The following is a 23,607-nucleotide window of genomic DNA, read 5'->3' on the forward strand; positions in this document are numbered from 1 at the left end:
GGCTTTTTTTAAGAACTTTTTTCTTGTACATCATTAATGAGTACTTCTCTCGGTTTACTCCCTTCATACGGACCTACTACACCATTCATTTCCATTGCATCAATTAGGCGAGCAGCTCGCGTATAACCTACTCTAAACCTACGTTGTAACATAGAAACAGATGCTGTTTGCATTTCCACTACAAGTTGAACCGCTTCATCATATAATTCATCTTCTACTTCCTGCTTCGTATCAGGAACATCTTGCGGAATCATATCTTCTTGATATTGTGCTTTTTGCTGTCCAATAACATATTCTACAACTCTCTCAACTTCATCATCTGATAAAAATGCGCCTTGTACACGTACAGGTTTCGATGCACCAATTGGTATAAACAGCATGTCTCCACGACCTAGTAGCTTCTCTGCACCACCACCGTCAAGAATTGTACGAGAATCTGTTTGAGAAGATACAGCGAATGCAATACGTGATGGAATATTTGCTTTAATAACACCCGTAATAACGTCAACTGACGGACGTTGCGTTGCAATAATTAAATGAATACCAGCAGCACGAGCCATTTGCGCTAGACGCATAATCGCATCCTCTACATCAGACGAAGCAACCATCATTAAATCTGCTAACTCGTCCACAATTACTACAATATAAGGTAATTCGGGTTGTTTCGCTTCTGATTGACTATTATGCTCTTTTATATAATCGTTGTATCCTTCAATGTTACGTGTACCACTATGAGCAAACAATTCATAACGACGTTCCATTTCACTCACAACTTTTTTCAATGCTTGCGATGCTTTTTTCGGATCAGTTACAACTGGCGTTAACAAATGAGGCACACCGTTATATACATTTAGCTCTACCATTTTCGGGTCAATCATCATTAATTTTACTTCATGTGGTTTTGCACGCATTAAAATACTAACAATAATACCGTTAATACATACACTTTTCCCGCTACCTGTCGCACCAGCTACGAGTAAATGAGGCATTTTATTTAGCCGGGCTAATACAGCTTCACCTGTAATATCTCGGCCAAGACCAATTAACAACTTCTCTTCCGGATGATTATTAGCCTTAGAGTCAAGAACTTCCCTCAGCGTTACCATCGAAACTTCTGAGTTTGGAACTTCGATCCCTACAGCTGATTTCCCGGGAATTGGCGCTTCAATACGAATGTCCTTTGCAGCTAAAGCAAGGGCTAAATCATCACTTAAACTGACAATTTTGCTTACCTTTACCCCCATATCAGGATACACTTCATATTTTGTAACTGCAGGACCTCTATGCACTTTTGTTACTTTCGCTTTCACTCCGAAACTTTGGAATGTACGTTCTAATTTACGAGCATTCTCATAAATTTCCGCATTTTCATTTGTAACTTGCTTATTCTTTGGAAATTTTAATATATCAAGTGAAGGAAGCTTGTAATCTTTATTTTCTACATTTGAAAATTGCATAGGAGGTGCTTGCGCTTCACTCTCTAACGATTCAACAATTTTTTCTCCACGCTTTTTCTTTGGTTCTTCAATTGGCGGAGTCTCTTCAATAAACGGTGAAGTGATCAACTCTTCTTGCTCTACTTCGATTCGTTTATCCTCTTCTTCATTTACAGGATAATTCTCAGTGAAATTCGAAATAATCGGAGGATCAATTGAGATTTCTTCCATCGGCTCAATAATTTCTTCTTGTTCTGCAGCACGTTTGCTTCTTGTGCTTCTTGTTGTTTTTTTCTTTTCTGTTTGTTCAGCCGTTCTTTTGGCTCTCCAATCTTTATAATCCCCTTGCATCACTTGAAACTGACTTCTAAGAATTCTACCAACTGGAGCTAACACTTCTCCAATATGCTTATTTGTTATACAAAGTATACCGAGAATAACTAGAATAATACCAATGATATAAGCTCCTACTTCGTCAAATAAGAAGTAACATGTTGCGAACATAAGCGCACCAAACATACCACCACCTAAATGAACGCTATCTGGCCCCTTTTTCATTTCAAGAAAGAAGTTATCTTTCGTACTCACAATAACAGAAGTATTTTGCACTGCTCCATCTTTTGTAAGAAGGTTAAATAATGTAATATGACTAAACATTAATATCGCCAATACAATTAAATAAAATCCAATTAATCGTTTATTTAAAAGGTTCGGCCATCCGCGTTTTATAACAAAGGAAACCGATAAAGCTATTACACCTAACACACCAATTATGTACCACTCACCAAAGAAGAAGCGAAAAAATAACACAAACGATTTCCCTACAACGCCTAGCTGTAAAATCGTAATGATTGAAAGTGCAAAAAGAGTTAAACCGACGATTTCATAATACAAAGTTGGCTTTATCGTACGTCTTGCCTTTGTCTTCGTCCCTCTTTGCTTTTGTTTTGCCATTTCTTCACCTCGTGTTCTACATATAAGTAAAGCTCCCTTCAAAACGCTCTATTTATATGTCTGTTTTCTCTATTTTTCTGGTCTTTATATCTTCTATTTTTACACTTCTTGTAAAATGCTAAATAAACAGAAGAAAGCAGCCTACTCATGGCTGCTCAACCGTCTTGTTTTTTATATTATACCATAGCTTCTAAACAAAATCCTTCTTTTTGCTAAAAGGTTATTTTCTGACCGGGCTCAAACTCTAAATAGTGAAGCGGGTCCGTACTTAGCACACGTACAATAGAATAACATCCATGTTCCTCTTCAGAAACCATTAATTCCACACCATTTATATTTACAACTTTTTGACTTTCACATTGTGAATAATCGACCGGATACACAAGTTGCTCTGGCATAATTGTATATAAAATCATTGTAGCATTGTCCCTTCTGTACTATCTTCCGCACGAACATCTATTAATTCGTTTAATTTTCGAATCGCATTTCCAATACCGCCGACCTCATCTATAAGACCGTACTTTACTGCATCCCCACCAATTACATTCGTCCCAATATCTCGGGTTAAATTTCCTTTCGCAAACATAAGCTCTTTAAAACGATCTTCTGTTACTTTCGAGTGCTTCGTCACAAAACGAATGACTCTTTCTTGCATCTTATCCAAATACTCAAATGTTTGTGGCACACCTATGACAAGACCTGTTAAACGAATTGGATGAATTGTCATCGTCGCAGTTTCCGCAATAAACGAATAGTCAGTAGAAACAGCAATCGGTACACCGATGGAATGTCCCCCACCTAAAACTAGAGATACTGTTGGTTTTGAAAGTGAAGCTACCATTTCAGAAATTGCTAGCCCAGCTTCAACGTCACCTCCAACTGTATTTAATATTAAAAGCAAACCTTCAATTTTCGGATTTTGTTCAATCGCAACAATTTGCGGAATGATATGCTCATATTTTGTTGTTTTATTTTGCGGTGGTAATTGAACATGACCTTCCACTTGTCCGATAATCGTTAAACAATGAATACGTGATTCATTCATCTGTGGTACATTTGTCTGTCCAAGCTGTTGAATTTTTTCAACTATTGAAGCCTCTTTTCCAGCTTCTTTTGGCTCAGCTTCTTTTTCTTCATTTGTATATCGATCACGTTCTGTCATTTCGCATCCCCTTTCACTCGTATATAACTATTATTTCTTAAGTTATAAATTTCATTCGATAGGGTTAAAAAGAAAAAAGATCACCCATAAGGGTGATCTTTTTATACTTCCATAATAATCGGTAAAATCATAGGTTTTCTCTTTGTCTCTTCGTACAAGAACTGTCCTAATAATTCACGAATATTTTGTTTTAACATTGACCATTCAATTGAATATTCTTTAATTGACTGCTCAACAATCATACGTACAATCTCTGTAGATCGTTCAATTAACGCTTCTGATTCACGAACATATACGAAACCACGTGAAATGATTTCTGGGCCAGAGATAATTTTCTTTTCATCTTTACCAAGCGTTACAACAACTACTAGTATTCCATCTTGAGATAACATCTTTCTATCTCGAAGAACGATATTACCAACGTCACCTACACCTAATCCATCAATTAAAACATTACCAGCTTGTACTTTACCGACTAAGTTTGCTTCATCGTCACCAAAAGCAATTACATCGCCTTTTTCTACGATAAAGATATTTTCTCTTGTAATACCTACATCTTCAGCTAAATATGCATGTGCTTTTTGCATACGGAACTCACCATGTACGGGTACAAAGTACTTTGGTTTCATTAAATTTAACATTAATTTTAATTCTTCTTGGCTACCGTGACCTGACACGTGAACTTTTCGTTCGCCGTAATAAACAACTTCAGCTCCAGCTCTAAATAACAAATCAATAATTTTTGATACAGATATTTCATTACCCGGAATTGGCGAAGCAGCAATGATAACAGTATCACCTTTACGAATTGAAATTTGTTTATGCGCTTGTTTTGCCATTCTAGATAGAGCAGCCATCGGTTCACCTTGACTACCTGTCGTTAAAATAGCTACCTTTTTCTCTGGGAAGTTGTCTACTTCTTGTAATGAAATAACCATACCTTCTGGAACATCTAAATAACCAAGACGTCTTGCAATGTCTACTACTTTCACCATACTACGTCCTACTACTGCTACTTTTCGCCCTGTTTCAGCAGCTGCATCAAATACTTGTTGAATACGATGTACATTCGATGCAAATGAAGCAACGATAATGCGACCTTCTGCGCCGTAGAACACTTTAGAGATTTCTACACCAACTTCTTTTTCTGAACCTGTATAGCCTGGGCGCTCTGCGTTTGTACTATCAGATAATAAGCAAAGTACGCCTTCATTTCCGATTTGTGCCATTTTACCAAGGTCTGCTCCACTATTTCCAATTGGAGTTTGATCGAATTTAAAGTCTCCCGTATATACGACTGCACCTTTTGATGTATGGAAACAAACGCCAACAGAATCCGGAATACTATGTGTCGTTCCGAAGAATGACACCGTTGTAGTGTTAAATTCTACTGTTGAATTTGAATCGATTGTTTTTAGGTCTACACGGCCTAACATGCCCGCTTCACCAAGTTTTTCTTGTATAAGTCCTACTGTTAATTTCGTTGCATAGACTGGAATAGATAATTTACGAAGTACATACACAATTCCACCAATATGATCTTCATGACCGTGAGTAATAAATAAACCTTTTACTCGCTCTTGATTTTCCACTAAATATGTAATATCAGGAATAACGATATCAATTCCAAACATTTCATCTCCCGGGAACATTAACCCTGCATCTACGATAAAGATTTCAGAATCAATTTCAACACAGTACATGTTTTTCCCGATTTCACCTACTCCACCAAGAGCAAATACTTTAACAGACTCATTCTCTTTTCTCTTCATGTTGTTGCCTGGTTTAAAAATCTTGCAAACACTGATTTCACTAAAATTGCAGAGACACCAGGGGAAACTCTACAACCACCATATTTTCACCGTCCAAGACGAATGTCCTTACCGTTATGCGATATCATGTCCTTGTTTATTTTTTAAACCAGGTTTCACCTCTCTTTCATTATATAAATCAAATATCTTATTCGATATGATATGAAAATTTAATTAAATTATAATTTTTCCCAATTTTGCTAAGCATACCCGTACTAAGCTACTTAGCCATATTATACCTGATACAAGAAATAGAACACAAGTTAAATCGTGCGAAAGAAAGAGGAAAAGAACGGAATGACAACAAAAGTATCGAACGTATTTCCTTTATATTTACTCCGATTTTATACTCCATATTATTTTGAAGAACTAGCCATACATACGCTAAATTCATTTCATAATAGGGAGTTTCAAGATTTATTTTTCTAGAATCCAACAAAAACACTTACAAAATGGAGTTTTTTTATGAATTACGTCACATTTGAGGGGATTTCTCTAAAAACAGACACCGTAGTTTATTACGTTTATGCCATAATATCTATCATTTTTTGACTCAGTTAAAGGGGTACGATTATTTTCTTATACACATAATGAAGAAGCGATTAATATTCTTATAAGAACACATATAAGTAAGAAAAAGAGGAAAAGATTTGCATATAATAAAAAATGACCTAGTTCTACACTAGGTCATTTTTTATTAACGAGGGATAGATTGCATTACAGATTGTAACGTTACTCTTTCTTCTTCTGTTAATGGAAGAAGTGGTAAACGTACAGAACCTACATCTAATCCAACCATTTGTAACGCTGTTTTTACTGGAGTTGGACTTGGCGCCATAAATAATGAATCAGTTACTCTTACAAGTAATTGATGTAATTTTTGTGCCTTCTTAAATTCTCCTGCTTGAAATGCTGTAATCATTTCTTGCATTTCGTTTCCGATAACATGAGAGGCTACCGAAACGATACCTTTCGCTCCAACTGCCATAGCTGGTAACGTTAAACCGTCATCACCGCTGTATACCGCAAAGTCGTCCGCTGTTTTTTCAATGATTTCTGTCATTGTTAACACATCGCCGCCGGCATCTTTAATAGCAACAATGTTTTCTATTTCTGATAAACGAACAACTGTATCAACGGAGATTTGTACAATAGATCGTCCTGGAACGTTATATAGCATAACCGGAAGCGGCGTGCTTTCAGCAATTGCTTTAAAATGCTGATACATTCCTTCTTGACTCGGTTTGTTATAATACGGTGCTACTAGCATTACTGCATCCACACCAACTTCTGTTGCCTTTTTAGTTAAGTCAATAGAAGCATGCGTATTATTGCTACCTGTTCCAGCGATTACGGGCACTCTTTTATCGACAACAGATACGACATGGCGATATAACGCTACTTTCTCTTCTGAAGTTAATGTAGGAGATTCTCCTGTCGTTCCTCCTACCACGATTGCTGTTGTACCGTTATCAATTAAATAATTTACCAATTTCGTTGTCTTTGCAAAATCGATATTCCCGTTTATATCAAACGGTGTTACCATCGCGGTTGCAATTGTCCCAAAATCTATCATGGTCTCACTCCTTATTGTTCCAGTTGCTTTTCTTTTGAAAGCTCAAACGCACTATGTAATGCATTTACAGCCTCCACTAAATCAGTTTCTTTTACAAGAACCCAAATTGTTGTATGACTATCTGCCGATTGCAGGATTTGAATACCTTTTTCCGCTAAAGCTGTAACGATTTTCGCAGTAACCCCTGGGTATCCTGCCATTCCAGCCCCAACGATAGATACTTTCGCACAATGTTCTGTCACAATTGGCTCATATCCAAGGTTCTGTAATAATTTAACTGCATGACTTGATACATTATCACTCACCGTATATGCTACGCCAGTAGGTGAAATATTAATTAAATCAACACTTATTCCTTCGTTCGCCATCTCTTTAAACACATGTTGTTGCAAATCATATGCCGTTTCTTTTGCAAGCACTTTAATTTGCGTTACGTTTGATACGTGGGCAATGCCTGTAACAGGACGTTCTTCTACATCACGACCTCTTGTAGCACCGTCATATGCTGAAATAAGCGTACCTTCACTATCAGAATACGTAGAACGTACACGAAGTGGCACTTTTGCATGCATCGCAATTTCAACTGCACGTGGATGAACGACTTTCGCACCTTGATAAGCCATGTTACAAATTTCGTTATACGTTACAGTTTGAAGATGACGTGCATCTTTTACAATACGAGGATCCGCAGTCATAACACCTTCTACATCAGTGAATATATCGATGTATTCAGCATGAAGTGCAACACCTAATGCTGAAGCTGAAGTATCACTACCTCCGCGTCCAAGTGTTGTCGTATCACCTTTTTTCGTTTGTCCCTGGAATCCTGTAACGACGATTACATCTACATTTTCTAACTCTTCATGTATACGATCGCAATTCATTTCAATAATCTTTGCATTCGTAAAGTCATCATTCGTTACAAAACCAGCTTGTGCACCATTTAATGCTGCTGCTTTTATACCGTTCTCATTCAACATATTAGAGAAAACAATTGCAGAGATTAACTCTCCACACGATAATAATAAATCTTGCTCACGCTTAGAAATAGTAGATTCCTCTTGATTTACAAGACTTAATAACGTATCCGTTGCATATGGTTCACCTTTACGGCCCATAGCAGATACGACAGTAACTACTTTATAACCAGCAGCTAATGATTTTTTTATATGATGAAGCGCATGCTTACGTCCATTGTCATCACGTACTGATGTGCCACCAAATTTTTGAACAATTATTTTCATATTTTGCACCTTCTCTTAGCCGTTTACACTAATTGTAATTTTACTAAGCGCTCTGCAATTTGAACAGAATTCCATGCAGCGCCTTTTAATAAGTTATCAGATACGACCCAAAGATGGAATCCTTTATCGTTATTTAAATCTTTACGGATTCTTCCAACGAATACTTCGTTTTTACCTACTGCAGTAGCTGGCATTGGATATAACTGCTCTTCTGGATTATCTTGTAGAACAATACCTTCCGCATTTGCAAGTAAGCTCTTTAATTCTGCTACTGTTACGCCTTCTTTTTCTACTTCGATGTAAACAGACTCAGAGTGTCCTGATACAACTGGTAAACGTACACATGTTGCCGCTACTTCTAATTCAGGCATATGCATAATTTTTTTCGTTTCGTTAATCATTTTCATTTCTTCAAACGTAAATCCATTATCTTGGAATTTATCAATCTGTGGAATCGCATTAAAAGCAATTGGGAAATGCTTCTTATCACCTGATACAGGAAGAACATTTGCCTTAACTTCTTCGCCATTTAAGATTGCTTGTGATTGTTCATGCAGTTCTTCAATAGCTGCCGCACCAGCACCTGATACAGCTTGATATGTGGAAACGATTACTCGTTTTAAACCATATTGCTGACGAACTGGCTCAAGAGCTACTACCATTTGAATTGTAGAACAGTTTGGATTTGCAATAATACCATTATGTTCTTTTAAGTCGTTTTCATTTACTTCAGGTACAACAAGTGGCACGTTTTCTGTCATACGGAATGCACTTGTATTATCAACAACAATCGCACCGCGTTTTGCTGCTTCTGGCGCTAATTGTTTCGATACAGATCCACCAGCACTAAATAGTGCAATATCTACTCCTTCAAAGCTTTCAGGAGTTGCCTCTTGAACTGTAAATTCTTCGCCTTTAAATACAAGTTTCTTACCTGCAGATCGTTTAGATGAAAGTAACGTTAATTTCCCGATTGGAAATTCTCGTTTCTCTAAAGTATTTAACATTTGTTCACCAACTGCGCCGGTTGCTCCAACTACAGCGACATGAAAAGTTTTTTGCTTTTCCATCACTATGCCCCTTTCTAGATACCAATCCTTCTATAACTTAGAATCAGAAGGAGTATACAATACCCCTTCTAATCTTAATAACGTTAATTTTATCATATTCTACAGTAAGAATGATGGTTTCATCAAAAATTGTCCGTTTTTTTTCGTTTTTTAATTCATATATCTGAATTTTTCTACGACAACCGGTTGCAATTGCTTCCCTTGCAGCGCTTCTAACACTGTATCTTCAAGCAACTCCATGCGAGCTACCATTGAGTTCGGTTTTTTCTCTGGTGCATCTTGCCCGAATGGGACGAAGTAGATGTTTTTTGTTGCCATTAGGCGCATGAGATTTACCCCATTTAACCCTAAAGCATCATTCGTCGAAACTGCCAATACGACAGGCTTGCCATTTCTTAGCGTCGCTTTTGCTGCCATTAGTACTGGAGAGTCTGTCATTGCATTTGCAAATTTACTCATAGAATTTCCTGTTAAAGGAGCGATTACCATGCAGTCTAATGGAATTTTAGGTCCAAGTGGCTCTGCTCCAACAATTGAATTAATTGCTTTAAAACCTGTTATTTCTTCAATCTTCTTAATCCACTCTGCTCCTTCTCCAAATCTAGTATTTGTTGATTGAACAGTGTATGAAACAACAGGACGTACTTCTGCTCCTTCAGCAATTAATTTTTCTAAGTGCGGCATAACTTCCTCATACGTACAATGTGAACCTGTAAATCCGAAACCAATTCGTTTCCCCTTCAAACTCATTTCTTTTCCTCCTCCTTTGCGATTGCATCTGCTGCTAATAACTGAGAAAGAACATTTGCTAAGATTTGCCCAGCCGTTTTTGGGGCAACAATACCTGGTAATCCAGGTGCTAGCAATGCTTTGACTCCTCTTTTTTCTGCATATCTAAAGTCGGTACCGCCTGGTTTAGAAGCTAAATCAATCACTAACGTATGAGCTGGCATTTTTGCAATAACATTCGCTGTTACAACGAGGTGCGGAATCGTATTAATTACAATATCGATATTTCCTACTTCTTTCTCTATGTCTTGCATATGAAAAGGAGAAAACATCATTTCTGTAATACGTGCAATATGTTCAGATCGTCTTGCTCCAACTTTGACATGGGCTCCTAATGATTGAAATGCTCTCGCAACACTCATTCCTGTTCTACCAAATCCTAGAACCATTACATTGGACCCATGAATTGTATAGTCGGTATGTTGAATTACCATCATTAATGTACCTTCTACCGTTGGAATAGAATTGTATATTGCTACATCATCACGATCAAATAATTTAACAAGTTTTCGGTTCGTAGTAGATACGAGATTTTCCAAGTAAGGTGTACCAATACCTGAATATATAGTAAAGTGTTCTGGTGTATTTTCAATTTGTTCTTTCGTTATTGAAACTTTTTCATTTGAAAAAATAGTATCTACTTCTCCTTTGGCATTTGTACCGGCAACCGGCAAAATAATTGCGTCTACAGAAGTGAAATCTAAATTTTGTATACTTTCTTTTGCTGCCCCTGTGAAACCATGATCTAACTGATCAAAACCTATCAAAGAAAGTTTCGCATCCAATTCAACTAGCTTACGAATTACTTCTAGCTGCCTTGCATCTCCTCCTATGACAGCAATATGCATCTCAGTCAACATTCCCTAATTCACCTTCTTTTTCTGTCATTTATAAGAAAAGTGCCTACTTTTTCTTTTTCCTCCACATCATATGTAATGTACGAGTTTATGGTGATTGAAAATCCAAATGCACATATGATTTATCAGGTTTCTATGTAGATACAAAAAAAGATGACCAAAATGGCCATCCTTCACTCCGAATTTGAACGATCTATACTATCACAAAGAAGCATATCGTGTCCGACTTTCTTTATTTGACTCCATGCCACCCTTACTTCTTGTGGTTCCTTTTTAAAACCTCCCCACTTCCCTACAGGTATTATAAGTGTTTGTATTTGCCCGTCTTTCTCATTAATCTCTAAATCCATATAACCTAAGACTCCCATTTTTTCCGCTTTTTCTATATCTACAACCTCTTTACCACTTAATTCACTTAATCGCATACACACTCCACTCCCCTAATGAATTTTTCATTTGCATTGTCTATAATTAGTACCTATTCTATATGTATAAAAAAAATAACCTTCTCTCATTTAAAAAGAGAGAAGGTTATTTTTTATACATCGTAAAAATTGATTATAGTTTTATTCCTTTTGGAAGTTTTCCGTCTGGACTAATAAGTGCCGCAGAGAACTCGTCAGTAAACATATTGCGAATTAATCCGTCCACATTTTCTTTTGTTACAGTGTTTACACTTTCAATAATCTCATCAAGTGAACGATGTTTACGAAGAAGCAATTCATTTTTACCGTTACGGCTCATACGGCTATTTGTACTTTCTAAACTTAACATTAAGTTTCCTTTTAATTGCTCTTTACTATTCATAAGCTCTTTTTCTGTAATACCTGTATTTTTCAATGTCTCTAATGTTTCTTGCATTGTTTCATACAATGTATCTAATTGTTGGCTACCTGTTCCACCGTAAAGTGTTAACATGCCTGTATCTTCATAAGAAGAGTGGTAAGAAAATACTGAGTAAGCTAATCCACGTTGCTCACGTACTTCTTGGAATAAACGGCTACTCATGCTACCGCCTAAAACATTATTTAATACAATTAAGTTATAAATATCTTCGTGTCCCATTTGTAAGCCTTTATATCCTAGACATAAATGAGCTTGTTCCGTTTCTTTTTTACGGGCTACCTTATTGAAATGGAAAATTGGGCTATGTACTTGTTCACGGTTTGTTGTTCCTTCATAACTACCGAAATATTGCTCCACTGTTTGTAAAAATGCTTCATCAATATTTCCTGCGATTGATACAACTACATTTTCAGGTGTATAATGATCTTTTATATATTGACGTAACGTATCACCTGTAAACGTATTAAGCGTTTCTTCTGTTCCTAAAATAGGATATCCAAGTGGATGCGTTTCATATGTTGCTTTCGTTAACATATCATGCACAATATCATCTGGAGCATCTTCGTACATTTTAATTTCTTCACATACGACATTCTTCTCTTTTTTCAGTTCTTCCTCATCAAATGTTGAATTAAAGAACATATCTGCTAAAACATCTAAAGCATATTTAGCATGCTCATCTAATACTTTTGCATAGTAACATGTATATTCTTTTGAAGTAAATGCATTCACTTGACCACCAATGCTATCAAATGATTCTGCAATCTCTCGTGCACTACGTGTTTCTGTCCCTTTAAAGAACATATGCTCTAAAAAGTGAGAAATCCCATTATTTTTTTCATTTTCATTTCTTGATCCCGCATGGATCCAAATACCAATTGCAACCGATCTTACAGTTGGTATATTCTCCATAACTATTCTTACACCATTTTTACAAGTATATTTTTTAATCAAAAACTTTCCTCCTACTGCCAGTTTCTCTAAATAAAACGCTATTATTTAATGATAACAAGTTTAAGGATGAATGTCATGCAAATGTATTTAATCCACACGTTTTTCATCCAGTAATTCAGTTATATTCCCCGCTTTATATCCTTGTTCCTTCAATTTTTTAATCATTGTATCTAATGCTTCTGCCGTTGACGAAGTAGGATGCATTAATACGATAGCACCTGGATGTATTTTTCTCATTACTCTCTGCAATAGTACATCCGGCTCAGGGCGCTTCCAATCAATCGTATCTACAGTCCACATAATCGTTCCCATTTGAAAATCATCTGCAATCTTTACGACTTCATCTCGAAAACTTCCACTCGGCGGGGCAAACCATCTTACTTTTTGATTCGTTACTACTTCTATCATTCGATTTGTTTTTTGTAACTGATCTCGTATTTCATCTGACGATAACGTTTTCATATTTGGATGTGTGTATGAGTGATTTCCAACTTCTTGTTTTGCATCGACAATCATTTTTGCAAATCGCAAATTTTCTTTCACCCAACGTCCTTCTAAAAAGAAAGTGGCCTTCACATCATGCTTTTTCAATATCTCTAATATGCGAGGCAAATACTCATTTCCCCATGCCACATTTATTGTTAATCCTACCATCTTTTTATTTGGATGCCCTCTATAAATTGGAGCTGGTGATAAATCTTCTAAATGAACACTCGGTGAGACTTCTCTGAATTCAAGATATTTTTGATCAAATTCCTTTAGCTTCTTCATATTATTATACGATGCTTCAATATCCACTTGTCTTCCATTATATCCAGGTGTTGCCTTCCATATTTTATCAATCATCGCATTTTGAGGTGCAATCTCATACTGTTTTGCATGCTTTTGAATTTCTTCATGCAAGTTATCCTGTGCAAAAACAGAATAAGAGCCTAAACTGACATATAAAGAAAATATACATATGTATGCCAATATACGAACTTTCATATAAACCCTCCCAAATTAACTATATAAAAACATTTTCTTCTTATCTTTGTTAATTTGAGCGTTATAATGAAAACTATACCTATGCTGACATAAAAATATATATAAATCATATTTTTACATAACAAAAAAAGCCAGTTAAACTGGCTTTTACTTATTGCTGCTCTTGTTTGTTTTCTTCTTTAGCAGCTTCTTTTTCTTGCTCTTCTTTTAGCAATACTTTTCTAGATAGATTTACGCGACCTTGCTTGTCAATCTCGATAACTTTAACTGTAATTACATCACCGATTTTTACAACGTCTTCTACTTTACCTACACGCTCAAGTGCAAGTTCAGAAATATGAACTAATCCATCTTTACCGCTGAATAATTCAACGAAAGCACCGAATTTCTCAACACGTTTCACTTTTCCTTCGTAGATTTCACCTACTTGTACTTCGCGAACGATATCTTCGATAATTTTCTTAGCTTTGTCGTTCATTTCTTGGTTTATTGAAGAAATGAATACTGTGCCATCTTGCTCGATGTCAATTTTAACGCCAGTTTCTTCAATAATTTTATTGATTTGTTTACCGCTCGGTCCGATAACGTCACGGATTTTATCTGGATTAATTGTCATTGTAATAATCTTTGGAGCGTACGCTGATAATTCAGTGCGTGGCTCTGGAATAACAGATAACATATGATTTAGAATGTGCACACGACCAACTTTCGCTTGTTGTAATGCCTCTTCTAAAATTTCACGAGATAGACCATCGATTTTAATGTCCATTTGTAGTGCAGTTACACCTTGTGCTGTACCTGCTACTTTAAAGTCCATATCACCTAAATGATCTTCCATACCTTGAATATCAGATAAAATTGTGTAATGCTCACCAGTTTTAACTAGACCCATTGCAATACCTGCAACTGGAGCTTTAAGTGGAACACCAGCATCCATCATTGCTAAAGTACTACCACAAATACTTGCTTGTGAAGTAGAACCATTTGATTCTAAAACTTCAGATACAAGACGTACTGTGTATGGGAAATCTTTTTCAGATGGAATTACAGGCTCAAGTGCGCGTTCTCCTAGTGCACCGTGACCGATTTCACGACGACCTGGTCCACGCATTGGTCTTGTTTCACCAACACTAAATGATGGGAAATTGTAATGGTGCATAAAGCGTTTTGATTCTTCTACACCAAGACCATCTAAAATTTGCACATCGCCTAATGCACCTAATGTACAAATACTTAATGCTTGTGTTTGTCCACGAGTGAACAAACCAGAACCGTGTGTACGAGATAAAATACCAACCTCTGATGCTAATGGACGGATTTCGTCACCTTTACGGCCATCTGGACGGATTTTTTCAACTGTAATAAGACGACGTACTTCTTCTTTTACAATTTTATATAAAATCTCATTTACTTGTCCTAATGTATCAGCGTCAGCTTCCTGCGCTTCGTAATGCTCAATAACACGCTTTTTCACTTCGTTAATTGCATCTTCACGTGCATGTTTCTCATGTACTTGAATTGCTGAATGCATATCTTCTTCAGCCATTTCACGTACAGCTTGGTTAAGATCAGCGTCAACTTCATAAAGTTTCACTTCTGATTTCTCTTTACCTACAGCTTGTACAATCTCTTCTTGGAATGCAATTAGACGTTTAATTTCGTCATGACCAAACATAATTGCTTCTAACATTGTTTCTTCAGGTACTTGATCTGCTCCTGCTTCAACCATGTTAATCGCATCTTTCGTACCAGCTACAACTAAGTGGATATCACTTTGTTCTTGCTGTTCTACTGTTGGGTTAATAACGAATTCGCCATTAATACGGCCAACTGTCGCACCAGCGATTGGACCTTCAAATGGAATATCTGAAATCGATAACGCTAATGAAGAACCAAGCATAGCTGCCATTTCAGAAGAACAATCTTGATCAACACTCATTACAATGCTGACAACTTGTACTTCGTTACGGAAGCCATCTGCGAATAGCGGACGAATTGGACGGTCGATTAAACGACTTGCCAAAATTGCTTTTTCACTTGGACGACCTTCACGCTTAATAAAACCGCCAGGAATTTTTCCGACTGCATATAAACGCTCTTCATAGTTTACTGTAAGTGGGAAGAAATCTACATTTTTTGCTTCTTTTGATGCAGTTGCTGTAGATAGAACCGCTGTATCGCCATATCTTACTAATACTGCTCCGTTCGCTTGTTTTGCAAGCTGACCAGTTTCAACTGTTAGCTGGCGACCAGCTAAATCTATCGAGAAGACTTGCTTTTCTTGACTCATTTAAGTACCCCTCTCAATTTAAAGTATTCAATTCTTCTATGTAAATGGATAGTATATCACAATATTCTACCTCTAGTATTGCCTAAAATTAAGTAAGCTATAAAGCGTAGAAGATATATTTTTACCTAACAAAAAAGCGGGAATATTCCCGCTTCTTTGACTATCGACGTAAGCCAAGCTTTGTGATTAATTCACGGTAACGTGTGATATCGCTATTACGAAGGTAAGTTAGTAAGTTACGACGTTTACCAACCATCTTTAATAGACCACGACGTGAATGATGATCTTTCTTGTGAGTACGTAAGTGCTCGTTTAGAGTGTTAATTTGCTCCGTTAGGACAGCAATTTGAACCTCTGGAGAACCAGTATCAGTCTCATGAGTTCTAAATTGTGCAATGATTTCATTTTTACGTTCTTGTGTTAAAGCCATCCTATTTCACCTCCTATTAATTAAACCCCCAATTACCTAGCAAGCGTCGGTGAGTCGCAATGCCAAGCAATGGTTGTCATAAAGTACATAACATAGAATACTACTTTTCATTTGAAAAAGCAAGTATATTCTTTTCGCTCATAAAATATTCTTGTGCTGTTTTCTTATCTTTTGCGATTTGTTCAACTAACTCATCAATACCGTTGAATTTCTTTTCTGCTCTTATACGCATATGCCACTCTACTGTAACATTTTGATCGTATATATCTTTGTTAAATTCAAATAAGTGCACTTCAATTGATAATTGACGCTCATCTTCTTTAAAAGTCGGTTTATATCCAATATTACATACACCATCGTACCATTCATCGTGAACTTTTAATCTCACTGCATAAACACCTACAGGTGGCAATAAATACTCATCACTTAAACCTACATTAGCTGTCGGGAAACCAATTTGACGCCCACGTTTGTCGCCGTGTATAACTGTTCCCGCTACAGTATAGGCTCTACCTAAAATAGATGGAATTTGCTCCATTTCGCCATTTCGAATTAACTTTCGTAATGCTGTAGAACTTACTTTCTCTTCTTGAAATTCAACTTTTTCAATCACAGTCTGTGTAAACTCCCCTCTTGCATGAAATGGTAAAGTCTCCATCTTTCCTTTTCCTAAACGTCCATATGAATAATCAAACCCTGCTACTACATGCTTTACATTTAAACCAATAATATAATCATCTACAAATTGTTGCGGTAATAACCCTGCAAATGATTCATCAAATTTAATCACATATAATATATCGATTCCTAAGCTTTCGACTATTTTTTCTTTATCACGCATTGGTGTAATATACTCCACATGCGCATCCTTTTTCCCTAAAACAACAGATGGATGAGGATGAAATGTCATAACTGCACTTTTATATCCTCGTTCGTCCGCTATTTTTTTCGCAGTTCGAATTACACATTGATGTCCTAAATGAATGCCATCAAAAAATCCTAATGCCATTACAGTAGGTGGTAATTCTAATTTATTTTGTTCATGTGGATGAGTTAAATGAATAAGTTTCACGCTTGAATTCACCTTTTTCTGTAATAATCCTTCCAATAATTCATTATAGCTTTAGTTCTTGATTATTCACAAGTACTTTCATCGGCTTTAACATGCCAGGATGTTTCGGATGATGTTCATAAATTGCTAAGCAACGATCATTTTTATCAAACACTGTAATAAATGGTGCTGTTATTTCTAATTCATTCTTTAAGAACATACCATTCTTTATTTTCTCTGCTTGCTTTTCATCTACAACCATTTTTGGAAACTTACTTAATGCTTCATCAATTGAAATGAAGATAGACTCTACTGTTCCATTTTGCACGTTTTCTTCAATTTCTTCAAATGATATGCAATCTTCTAATAAAAATTCACCAGATGCCGTTCTTACAAGGTGAGACATATGTGATGGGAAACCAAGTTTCTCCCCGATCATTACAGCTAACGTTCTTACATATGTTCCTTTACTACACGTTACATGGAAACGGAATGAAATATTTTCTCCTTCAAAAACTTCACGATCATCAAGTAATACGAATTCATGAATTGTAATTGTACGAACTGGACGTTCCACCTCTTGTCCTGCTCTTGCATATTCATATAATTTTTTCCCGTTTACTTTTACAGCCGAGAACATTGGTGGCATTTGTTCAATCGTGCCTGTTAATTCCGCAAGGACTTTCTCTACTTCCATACGAGTAATAGTACGATCTACATTTTTCGTTTCAACAACCTCACCAGAAGCGTCTTCAGTTGTCGTTGAAAACCCTAATGTTACTTCACCTTCATATGTTTTCGTTTCACTTGTTAAAAATTGTGCAATTTTCGTTGCTCTTCCAACGCAAATTGGTAATACTCCTGTTACATCTGGATCTAATGTTCCCGTATGACCAATTCTCTTTTCTCGCAATATCTTTCTTAATTTAAATACACAATCATGTGATGTCATGCCTTTTGGCTTATGTAATAATACTACACCTTCCATATATGTTCACCTCATCATAATTCTTTCGTATTAAATATCCAAAACTTATTTTGCATTGAAAAAATGGATAGACAAATGTCTATCCATTATTCTTCACGTTTACCGTCTTTATTAATTTCATGTAAAAGTGTATCAATTCGATGACCATATCCGATAGACTCATCAAACTCAAAGGTAATTTCCGGTGTTTTACGAAGACGAATACGTTGGCCAATTTCTGAACGAATAAAGCCTTTTGCCTTCGCTAAACCTTTTAAAGTATTTTCTTTCTGTTCTTCGTCACCTAAAACAGAAATATATACTTTAGCAATTTGTAAATCACCACTCACTTGTACATCTGTTACTGTAACAAATCCAATACGTGGGTCTTTAATTTTACGACTGATAATATCGCCTAATTCTTTTTTCATTTGCTCGCCCACACGGTTCGCACGTAATTTCATAACTCTTCACCTCATTCAATACCATTCCAAATGTGTTATTGTACGTTCAATTTCAGGAAATGAATCGATGTACTCAAGTACACGATTCATTTCTTTTTCACAGATAACACGATTTGAGGATACGGAAACAATTGCAATTTCTGTACGTTGCCATACATCTTGGTGCCCAACTTCAGAAACAGCTACATTATAGCGCTGTTTCACACGAGTTAACACACGTTGTAAAATTGCACGTTTCTCTTTTAAAGAATGCACATCGTAAATCATACACTCGAATGAGAGTGAAGCGATAATCATCGCTTCACTTCTTCCATAATGTACGCTTCAATGATGTCCCCTTCTTTAAGATCATTATATCTCTCAATTGTAATACCACACTCATAGTTTTGTGCAACTTCTTTTACATCGTCTTTGAAACGTTTTAACGTATCAAGTTGTCCTTCGAAAATTACTACGCCGTCACGGATAATACGTACGCCACTATCACGCGTAATTTTACCGTCTGTTACATAACAACCTGCGATTGTTCCAACTTTTGTTACTTTAAACGTTTGACGAACTTCTGCTTGACCGATTACTTTTTCTTCGAATTCTGGATCAAGCATACCTTGCATCGCTGCTTCAATCTCTTCGATTACTTTATAAATAATACGGTGTAAACGAATATCAACGTTCTCTAATTCAGCTGTACGCTTCGCGTTCACATCTGGACGTACGTTAAATCCAATTACAATTGCATTAGATGCAGAAGCTAAAATGATATCAGATTCTGTAATCGCACCTACACCAGTGTGAATGATTTTAACTTTTACGCCTTCAACATCAATTTTACGAAGTGATGCTGCCATCGCTTCAACAGAACCTTGTACGTCTGCTTTTACGATTAAGTTAATTTCTTTTACATCGCCCTCTTGGATTTGTTGGAATAAATCTTCAAGGCTTAATTTAGATTTCTCACCACGTTGTGCAACTAACGCTTCTTGTGCACGTGATTCACCAATTTGACGAGCTTTCTTCTCATCAGCGAATGCCATGAAACGATCTCCAGCCTGTGGTACTTCGTTTAAACCAGTAATTTCAACAGGAGTTGATGGACCAGCAACTTTTACACGACGACCAATATCACTTACCATTGCACGAACACGTCCGAATGAAGTTCCAACAACGATTGGATCTCCAACTCGAAGCGTACCGTTTTGAACAAGTAATGTCGCGATAGTTCCTTTACCTTTATCAAGCTGTGCTTCGATTACTGTACCAGTTGCATAGCGGTTTGGATTTGCTTTGTATTCTTCTACTTCACTTACAAGAAGGATCATTTCTAGTAAGTTGTCAATGCCTTCGCCTTGAATTGCAGAAATTGGTACGAAAATAGTATCTCCGCCCCAAGCTTCTGGAACTAATTCATATTCTGTTAGTTCTTGCATTACGCGATCAGGGTTTGCAGCTGGTTTATCCATTTTATTCACAGCAACAATAATTGGTACTCCTGCTGCCTTCGCATGGTTAATTGCTTCAACCGTTTGTGGCATAACACCGTCATCCGCTGCAACAACAAGGATTGTAATATCCGTTACTTGTGCACCACGAGCACGCATCGTTGTAAATGCTGCGTGACCAGGTGTATCTAAGAATGTAATCTTCTTATCGTTTACTTCAACTTGATATGCACCGATATGCTGAGTAATTCCACCCGCTTCGCCTGCAGTTACTTTTGAGTTACGAATAGAATCCAGTAATGTTGTTTTACCGTGGTCAACGTGTCCCATGATTGTAACTACAGCTGGACGTTCTTTTAAGTTCTCTTCATCATCTTGCTCATCAATGAATGTTTCAAACTCAGTCTCGCTCACAATTACTTCTTCTTCTACTTCAATACCGTAGTCGTTAGCAATTAACTCAATTGTATCTTTATCCAAGTCTTGGTTAATTGTTGCCATAATTCCAAGCATGAAGAGCTTCTTAATAATTTCAGATGGCTCTTTGCTTAATTTTTTAGCAAGATCTCCTACTGTAAGGCTTCCAGAGAAAGTAATTTTATCTGGTGTTTCTACAATTTGAGTTTGTTGTCTACCAGCAAAGTTCTCTTGACGTTTGTCTTCGTTTCCTTTGCCTTTTTTCTTTTTCTTATTGCTGTTCTTTTTACTGCGAACAACTTTTTCTTCTACTTCAAACTCATCTGCAACAGAAGGTTTTTCAGTTTGATATTCATTATCTAATTTATTTACTACTTCATCGTCTAACATTGTCATATGATTCGAAACCTCGATATTCATTTCTTTTAGTTTTGTCATAAGATCTTTACTTGAGATATTATGTTTTTTTGCATATTCATGCACTCGAATTTTACTCATACCTTCACCCCCGGTAATTTGTATCGAGCATGCTACGCAGCTTTTTCGCAAAGCCTTCATCTAACACAGCTACAACGACTCGCTCATCTCTCCCAATCGCATGCCCTAATTGTTGTCGATTTTCGACCTTTCTCATTGGTACGTTGTAGTACGTAGTTTTATCTGTGATGCGTTTTGTAGTATTTACTGACGCATCTTCAGATAGCAATACAAGTTTTGCTTTGCCACTTCGTACTTCTTTTAAAACGAGTTCTTCACCCGAAATAATTTTCCGAGCCCGGTTTGCTAGTCCTAAAAACGATTTCCAATCGGACACTTATTTCGACTCCTTCTCAACAAGCTCAAGAAGCTCTTCATATAAAGAACCGTCGATTTTCGCTTTTAGATGATGTTCCAAAACATTTTTCTTTTGAGCTTGAAGAATGCTCTCCTTGTCCTTCGACAAGTAAGCACCTCGTCCTGATTTTTTCCCAGTTAAATCAATGGACACTTCTCCCTCTTTGGAACGAACAATGCGAACGAGCTCTCGTTTTGATTTCATTTCTTGCGTTGCAACACATTTTCGTAACGGAACTTTTCGATTGCTCATACTCATCACCTCTATTCGATTTCGTCTTCCACTGAATCGAATCCAAATGCGATTACGCTATCTTCTTCTGTTACAATACCAAGTTGTTTCGCATCAGACTCACTCTTAATGTCAATTTTCCAGCCTGTTAATTTAGCTGCAAGACGTGCATTTTGTCCACGCTTACCGATAGCTAATGATAGCTGGTGGTCTGGAACAACTACTGTTGTCGCTTTTTCTTCTTCATCTACAAGTACTTTAACAACTTGTGATGGGCTTAATGCATTTGCAACATATTCAACTGGATCATTTGACCAGCGAACGATGTCAATTTTTTCACCTTTTAATTCGTCTACAATGCGTTGTACACGTTGCCCTTTTGGTCCTACACAAGAACCAACTGGATCAACATCAGTGTTCTCTGCATATACAGAGATCTTAGAGCGATCGCCAGCTTCACGTGCTACAGAACGAATTTCTACAGTTCCATCATAGATTTCAGGAACTTCCATTTCGAATAAACGTTTTAAAAGACCAGGATGTGTACGTGATACGTAAATTTGTGGTCCTTTTGTCGTTTTTTCTACTTTCGTAATGAATACGCGAATACGATCATGTGGTTTGTATTGCTCATTAGGCATTTGCTCACTTACAGGTAATAAAGCTTCTACTTTTCCTAAGCTTACATAGATGAAACGAGCATCTTGACGTTGTACAATACCTACCATAATATCTTCTTCACGATCACTAAACTCAGAGTAAATAACACCGCGCTCTGCTTCACGCACTCGTTGTGTTACAACTTGTTTTGCAGTTTGTGCTGCAATACGACCAAAGTCTTTTGGTGTTACTTCAATTTCTAGTACGTCACCATCTTGGTAGTTTGGATTAATTTGTCTTGCTTCCTCTACAGAAATTTCAAGACGTGGATCAAACACATTGTCTACTACGTCTTTACGTGCTAAAACTTGAATTGTTCCCACTTCTGGGTTAAAGCTCACACGAACGTTTTGTGCTTGATTAAAATTGCGCTTATAAGCAGAGATTAAAGCTGCTTCAATCGCATCAATAATAATGTCTTTGCTAATGCCTTTTTCAGATTCTAATACGAGCAAAGCATCTAATAACTCAGTGCTCATGAAGATCCCCCTTCTAACTAAAACGTAACAGCAAGTCGCGCATTTGCGACTTTATCCATCGAAATTTGGATTTCTTTTTTACGTGTTTTAATTGTTAATAATAATGTTATTGTTGTACCATCGTAAGAAAGCAGTTTTCCTTCAAACATCTTTTCACCATCAATCGGCTCATATGTTTTAATTGCCACTTGTTTTCCTACCGCTTGCTGGAAGTCTTTTTCTTTCTTTAATGGGCGTTCCGCTCCAGGAGATGATACATCCAAAAAGTAAAGATGAGGAATTGGGTCCTCTTTATCTAAAGCTTCGCTTAAACGTTCACTTACCGCACCGCATTCTTCAATGTCGACTCCCTTTTCAGAATCGATGAATACGCGTAAGAACCAGTCTTGTCCTTCTTTCACATACTCTACATCTACAAGTTCAAGATTTAACTCTTCAACGATCGGCTGCGCAAATGCTTCTACAACTTCTGTGACTTTCTTATCCATAAACAGCCTCCTTCCTGCCGTCATGTACCATTTAAAAGAAGAAGACCCCGCCAATTTAAAAACGGTCTATCTTATTCTTTCTCGTTAGCTAACAAAAGCCCCTGCTGTTCAGCAGGGATTATCTGTCTTAGTATTACCAAATTTAAGAAGTAAAACTTGTAACAAAATAT

General features: G+C 36.8%; 23 protein-coding genes. All 23 read right to left on the minus strand.

The genetic code is table 11. From position 1 onward, the window contains the following. Positions 1–8: 8 nt before the first annotated feature. Positions 9–2,390 (minus strand): DNA translocase FtsK, encoded by a 2,382-nt coding sequence (locus ACUN13_RS00405; RefSeq protein ID WP_098213141.1) that lies wholly within the window; start codon positions 2,388–2,390, stop codon positions 9–11. A gap of 212 nt (positions 2,391–2,602) precedes the next feature. Further along, positions 2,603–2,806, minus strand: coding sequence for a YlzJ-like family protein (locus tag ACUN13_RS00410; RefSeq protein ID WP_000605036.1), 204 nt, complete (start codon positions 2,804–2,806; stop codon positions 2,603–2,605). Further along, entirely contained in the window at positions 2,803–3,552 is a 750-nt protein-coding gene (tepA, locus tag ACUN13_RS00415; protein WP_409531752.1) for a translocation-enhancing protein TepA, read from the minus strand. The genes ACUN13_RS00410 and tepA overlap by 4 nt, the downstream gene beginning before the upstream one ends. 101 nt (positions 3,553–3,653) lie before the next feature. Beyond that, positions 3,654–5,324, minus strand: a complete 1,671-nt coding sequence (locus tag ACUN13_RS00420; RefSeq protein WP_000823096.1) for a ribonuclease J — start codon at positions 5,322–5,324, stop codon at positions 3,654–3,656. A gap of 736 nt (positions 5,325–6,060) precedes the next feature. Further along, the gene (gene dapA, locus ACUN13_RS00425; protein ID WP_000564763.1) at positions 6,061–6,939 is read right to left on the minus strand and encodes a 4-hydroxy-tetrahydrodipicolinate synthase; all 879 of its coding nucleotides are present in this window, start codon (positions 6,937–6,939) and stop codon (positions 6,061–6,063) included. An 11-nt stretch (positions 6,940–6,950) separates the two neighbouring features. Continuing rightward, the gene (dapG, locus tag ACUN13_RS00430; RefSeq protein ID WP_000692451.1) at positions 6,951–8,183 is read right to left on the minus strand and encodes an aspartate kinase; all 1,233 of its coding nucleotides are present in this window, start codon (positions 8,181–8,183) and stop codon (positions 6,951–6,953) included. Between the two features lie 23 nt (positions 8,184–8,206). Continuing rightward, complete coding sequence (gene asd, locus ACUN13_RS00435; protein WP_000414846.1) at positions 8,207–9,253, minus strand: aspartate-semialdehyde dehydrogenase; 1,047 nt, start codon at positions 9,251–9,253, stop codon at positions 8,207–8,209. Positions 9,254–9,403: 150 nt separating this feature from the next. After that, positions 9,404–10,003, minus strand: a complete 600-nt coding sequence (gene dpaB / locus ACUN13_RS00440) for a dipicolinate synthase subunit B (RefSeq protein WP_000053596.1) — start codon at positions 10,001–10,003, stop codon at positions 9,404–9,406. Continuing rightward, on the minus strand, positions 10,000–10,902 hold the full coding sequence (gene dpaA, locus ACUN13_RS00445) for a dipicolinic acid synthetase subunit A (protein ID WP_000954735.1): 903 nt from the start codon (positions 10,900–10,902) through the stop codon (positions 10,000–10,002). The genes dpaB and dpaA overlap by 4 nt, the downstream gene beginning before the upstream one ends. Before the next feature lie 170 nt (positions 10,903–11,072). Beyond that, positions 11,073–11,324 (minus strand): YlmC/YmxH family sporulation protein, encoded by a 252-nt coding sequence (locus ACUN13_RS00450; RefSeq protein WP_001239759.1) that lies wholly within the window; start codon positions 11,322–11,324, stop codon positions 11,073–11,075. Positions 11,325–11,457: 133 nt separating this feature from the next. After that, the gene (locus tag ACUN13_RS00455; protein ID WP_000592996.1) at positions 11,458–12,699 is read right to left on the minus strand and encodes a M16 family metallopeptidase; all 1,242 of its coding nucleotides are present in this window, start codon (positions 12,697–12,699) and stop codon (positions 11,458–11,460) included. A gap of 87 nt (positions 12,700–12,786) precedes the next feature. Beyond that, on the minus strand, positions 12,787–13,686 hold the full coding sequence (locus ACUN13_RS00460; protein WP_409531717.1) for a polysaccharide deacetylase family protein: 900 nt from the start codon (positions 13,684–13,686) through the stop codon (positions 12,787–12,789). Positions 13,687–13,837: 151 nt separating this feature from the next. Beyond that, on the minus strand, positions 13,838–15,976 hold the full coding sequence (pnp, locus tag ACUN13_RS00465; RefSeq protein ID WP_000076737.1) for a polyribonucleotide nucleotidyltransferase: 2,139 nt from the start codon (positions 15,974–15,976) through the stop codon (positions 13,838–13,840). Between the two features lie 160 nt (positions 15,977–16,136). Continuing rightward, positions 16,137–16,406 (minus strand): 30S ribosomal protein S15, encoded by a 270-nt coding sequence (rpsO, locus tag ACUN13_RS00470; RefSeq protein WP_001229392.1) that lies wholly within the window; start codon positions 16,404–16,406, stop codon positions 16,137–16,139. Between the two features lie 100 nt (positions 16,407–16,506). Further along, entirely contained in the window at positions 16,507–17,478 is a 972-nt protein-coding gene (gene ribF, locus ACUN13_RS00475) for a bifunctional riboflavin kinase/FAD synthetase (RefSeq protein ID WP_000766706.1), read from the minus strand. Positions 17,479–17,521: 43 nt separating this feature from the next. Then, the gene (gene truB / locus ACUN13_RS00480) at positions 17,522–18,445 is read right to left on the minus strand and encodes a tRNA pseudouridine(55) synthase TruB (RefSeq protein ID WP_409531713.1); all 924 of its coding nucleotides are present in this window, start codon (positions 18,443–18,445) and stop codon (positions 17,522–17,524) included. Between the two features lie 86 nt (positions 18,446–18,531). Next, a complete protein-coding gene (rbfA, locus tag ACUN13_RS00485) occupies positions 18,532–18,888 on the minus strand; it encodes a 30S ribosome-binding factor RbfA (RefSeq protein ID WP_000776437.1) in 357 nt (118 codons plus the stop codon). A gap of 15 nt (positions 18,889–18,903) precedes the next feature. Further along, entirely contained in the window at positions 18,904–19,185 is a 282-nt protein-coding gene (locus ACUN13_RS00490; protein WP_000582363.1) for a DUF503 domain-containing protein, read from the minus strand. Further along, entirely contained in the window at positions 19,182–21,242 is a 2,061-nt protein-coding gene (gene infB / locus ACUN13_RS00495) for a translation initiation factor IF-2 (protein WP_000036343.1), read from the minus strand. The genes ACUN13_RS00490 and infB overlap by 4 nt, the downstream gene beginning before the upstream one ends. A 4-nt stretch (positions 21,243–21,246) precedes the next feature. Further along, a complete protein-coding gene (locus tag ACUN13_RS00500; RefSeq protein WP_001286523.1) occupies positions 21,247–21,558 on the minus strand; it encodes a YlxQ family RNA-binding protein in 312 nt (103 codons plus the stop codon). Continuing rightward, positions 21,559–21,831 carry an RNase P modulator RnpM gene (gene rnpM / locus ACUN13_RS00505; protein WP_000071127.1) on the minus strand — a complete coding sequence of 91 codons (273 nt, stop codon included), beginning with the start codon at positions 21,829–21,831 and terminating at the stop codon, positions 21,559–21,561. An 11-nt stretch (positions 21,832–21,842) separates the two neighbouring features. Then, positions 21,843–22,949 (minus strand): transcription termination factor NusA, encoded by a 1,107-nt coding sequence (gene nusA / locus ACUN13_RS00510; protein WP_000102604.1) that lies wholly within the window; start codon positions 22,947–22,949, stop codon positions 21,843–21,845. 17 nt (positions 22,950–22,966) lie between these two features. Continuing rightward, positions 22,967–23,437 (minus strand): ribosome maturation factor RimP, encoded by a 471-nt coding sequence (rimP, locus tag ACUN13_RS00515; RefSeq protein ID WP_000359096.1) that lies wholly within the window; start codon positions 23,435–23,437, stop codon positions 22,967–22,969. Between the last annotated feature and the right edge of the window lie 170 nt (positions 23,438–23,607).

This window comes from Bacillus cereus group sp. Bce041 (assembly GCF_052646455.1).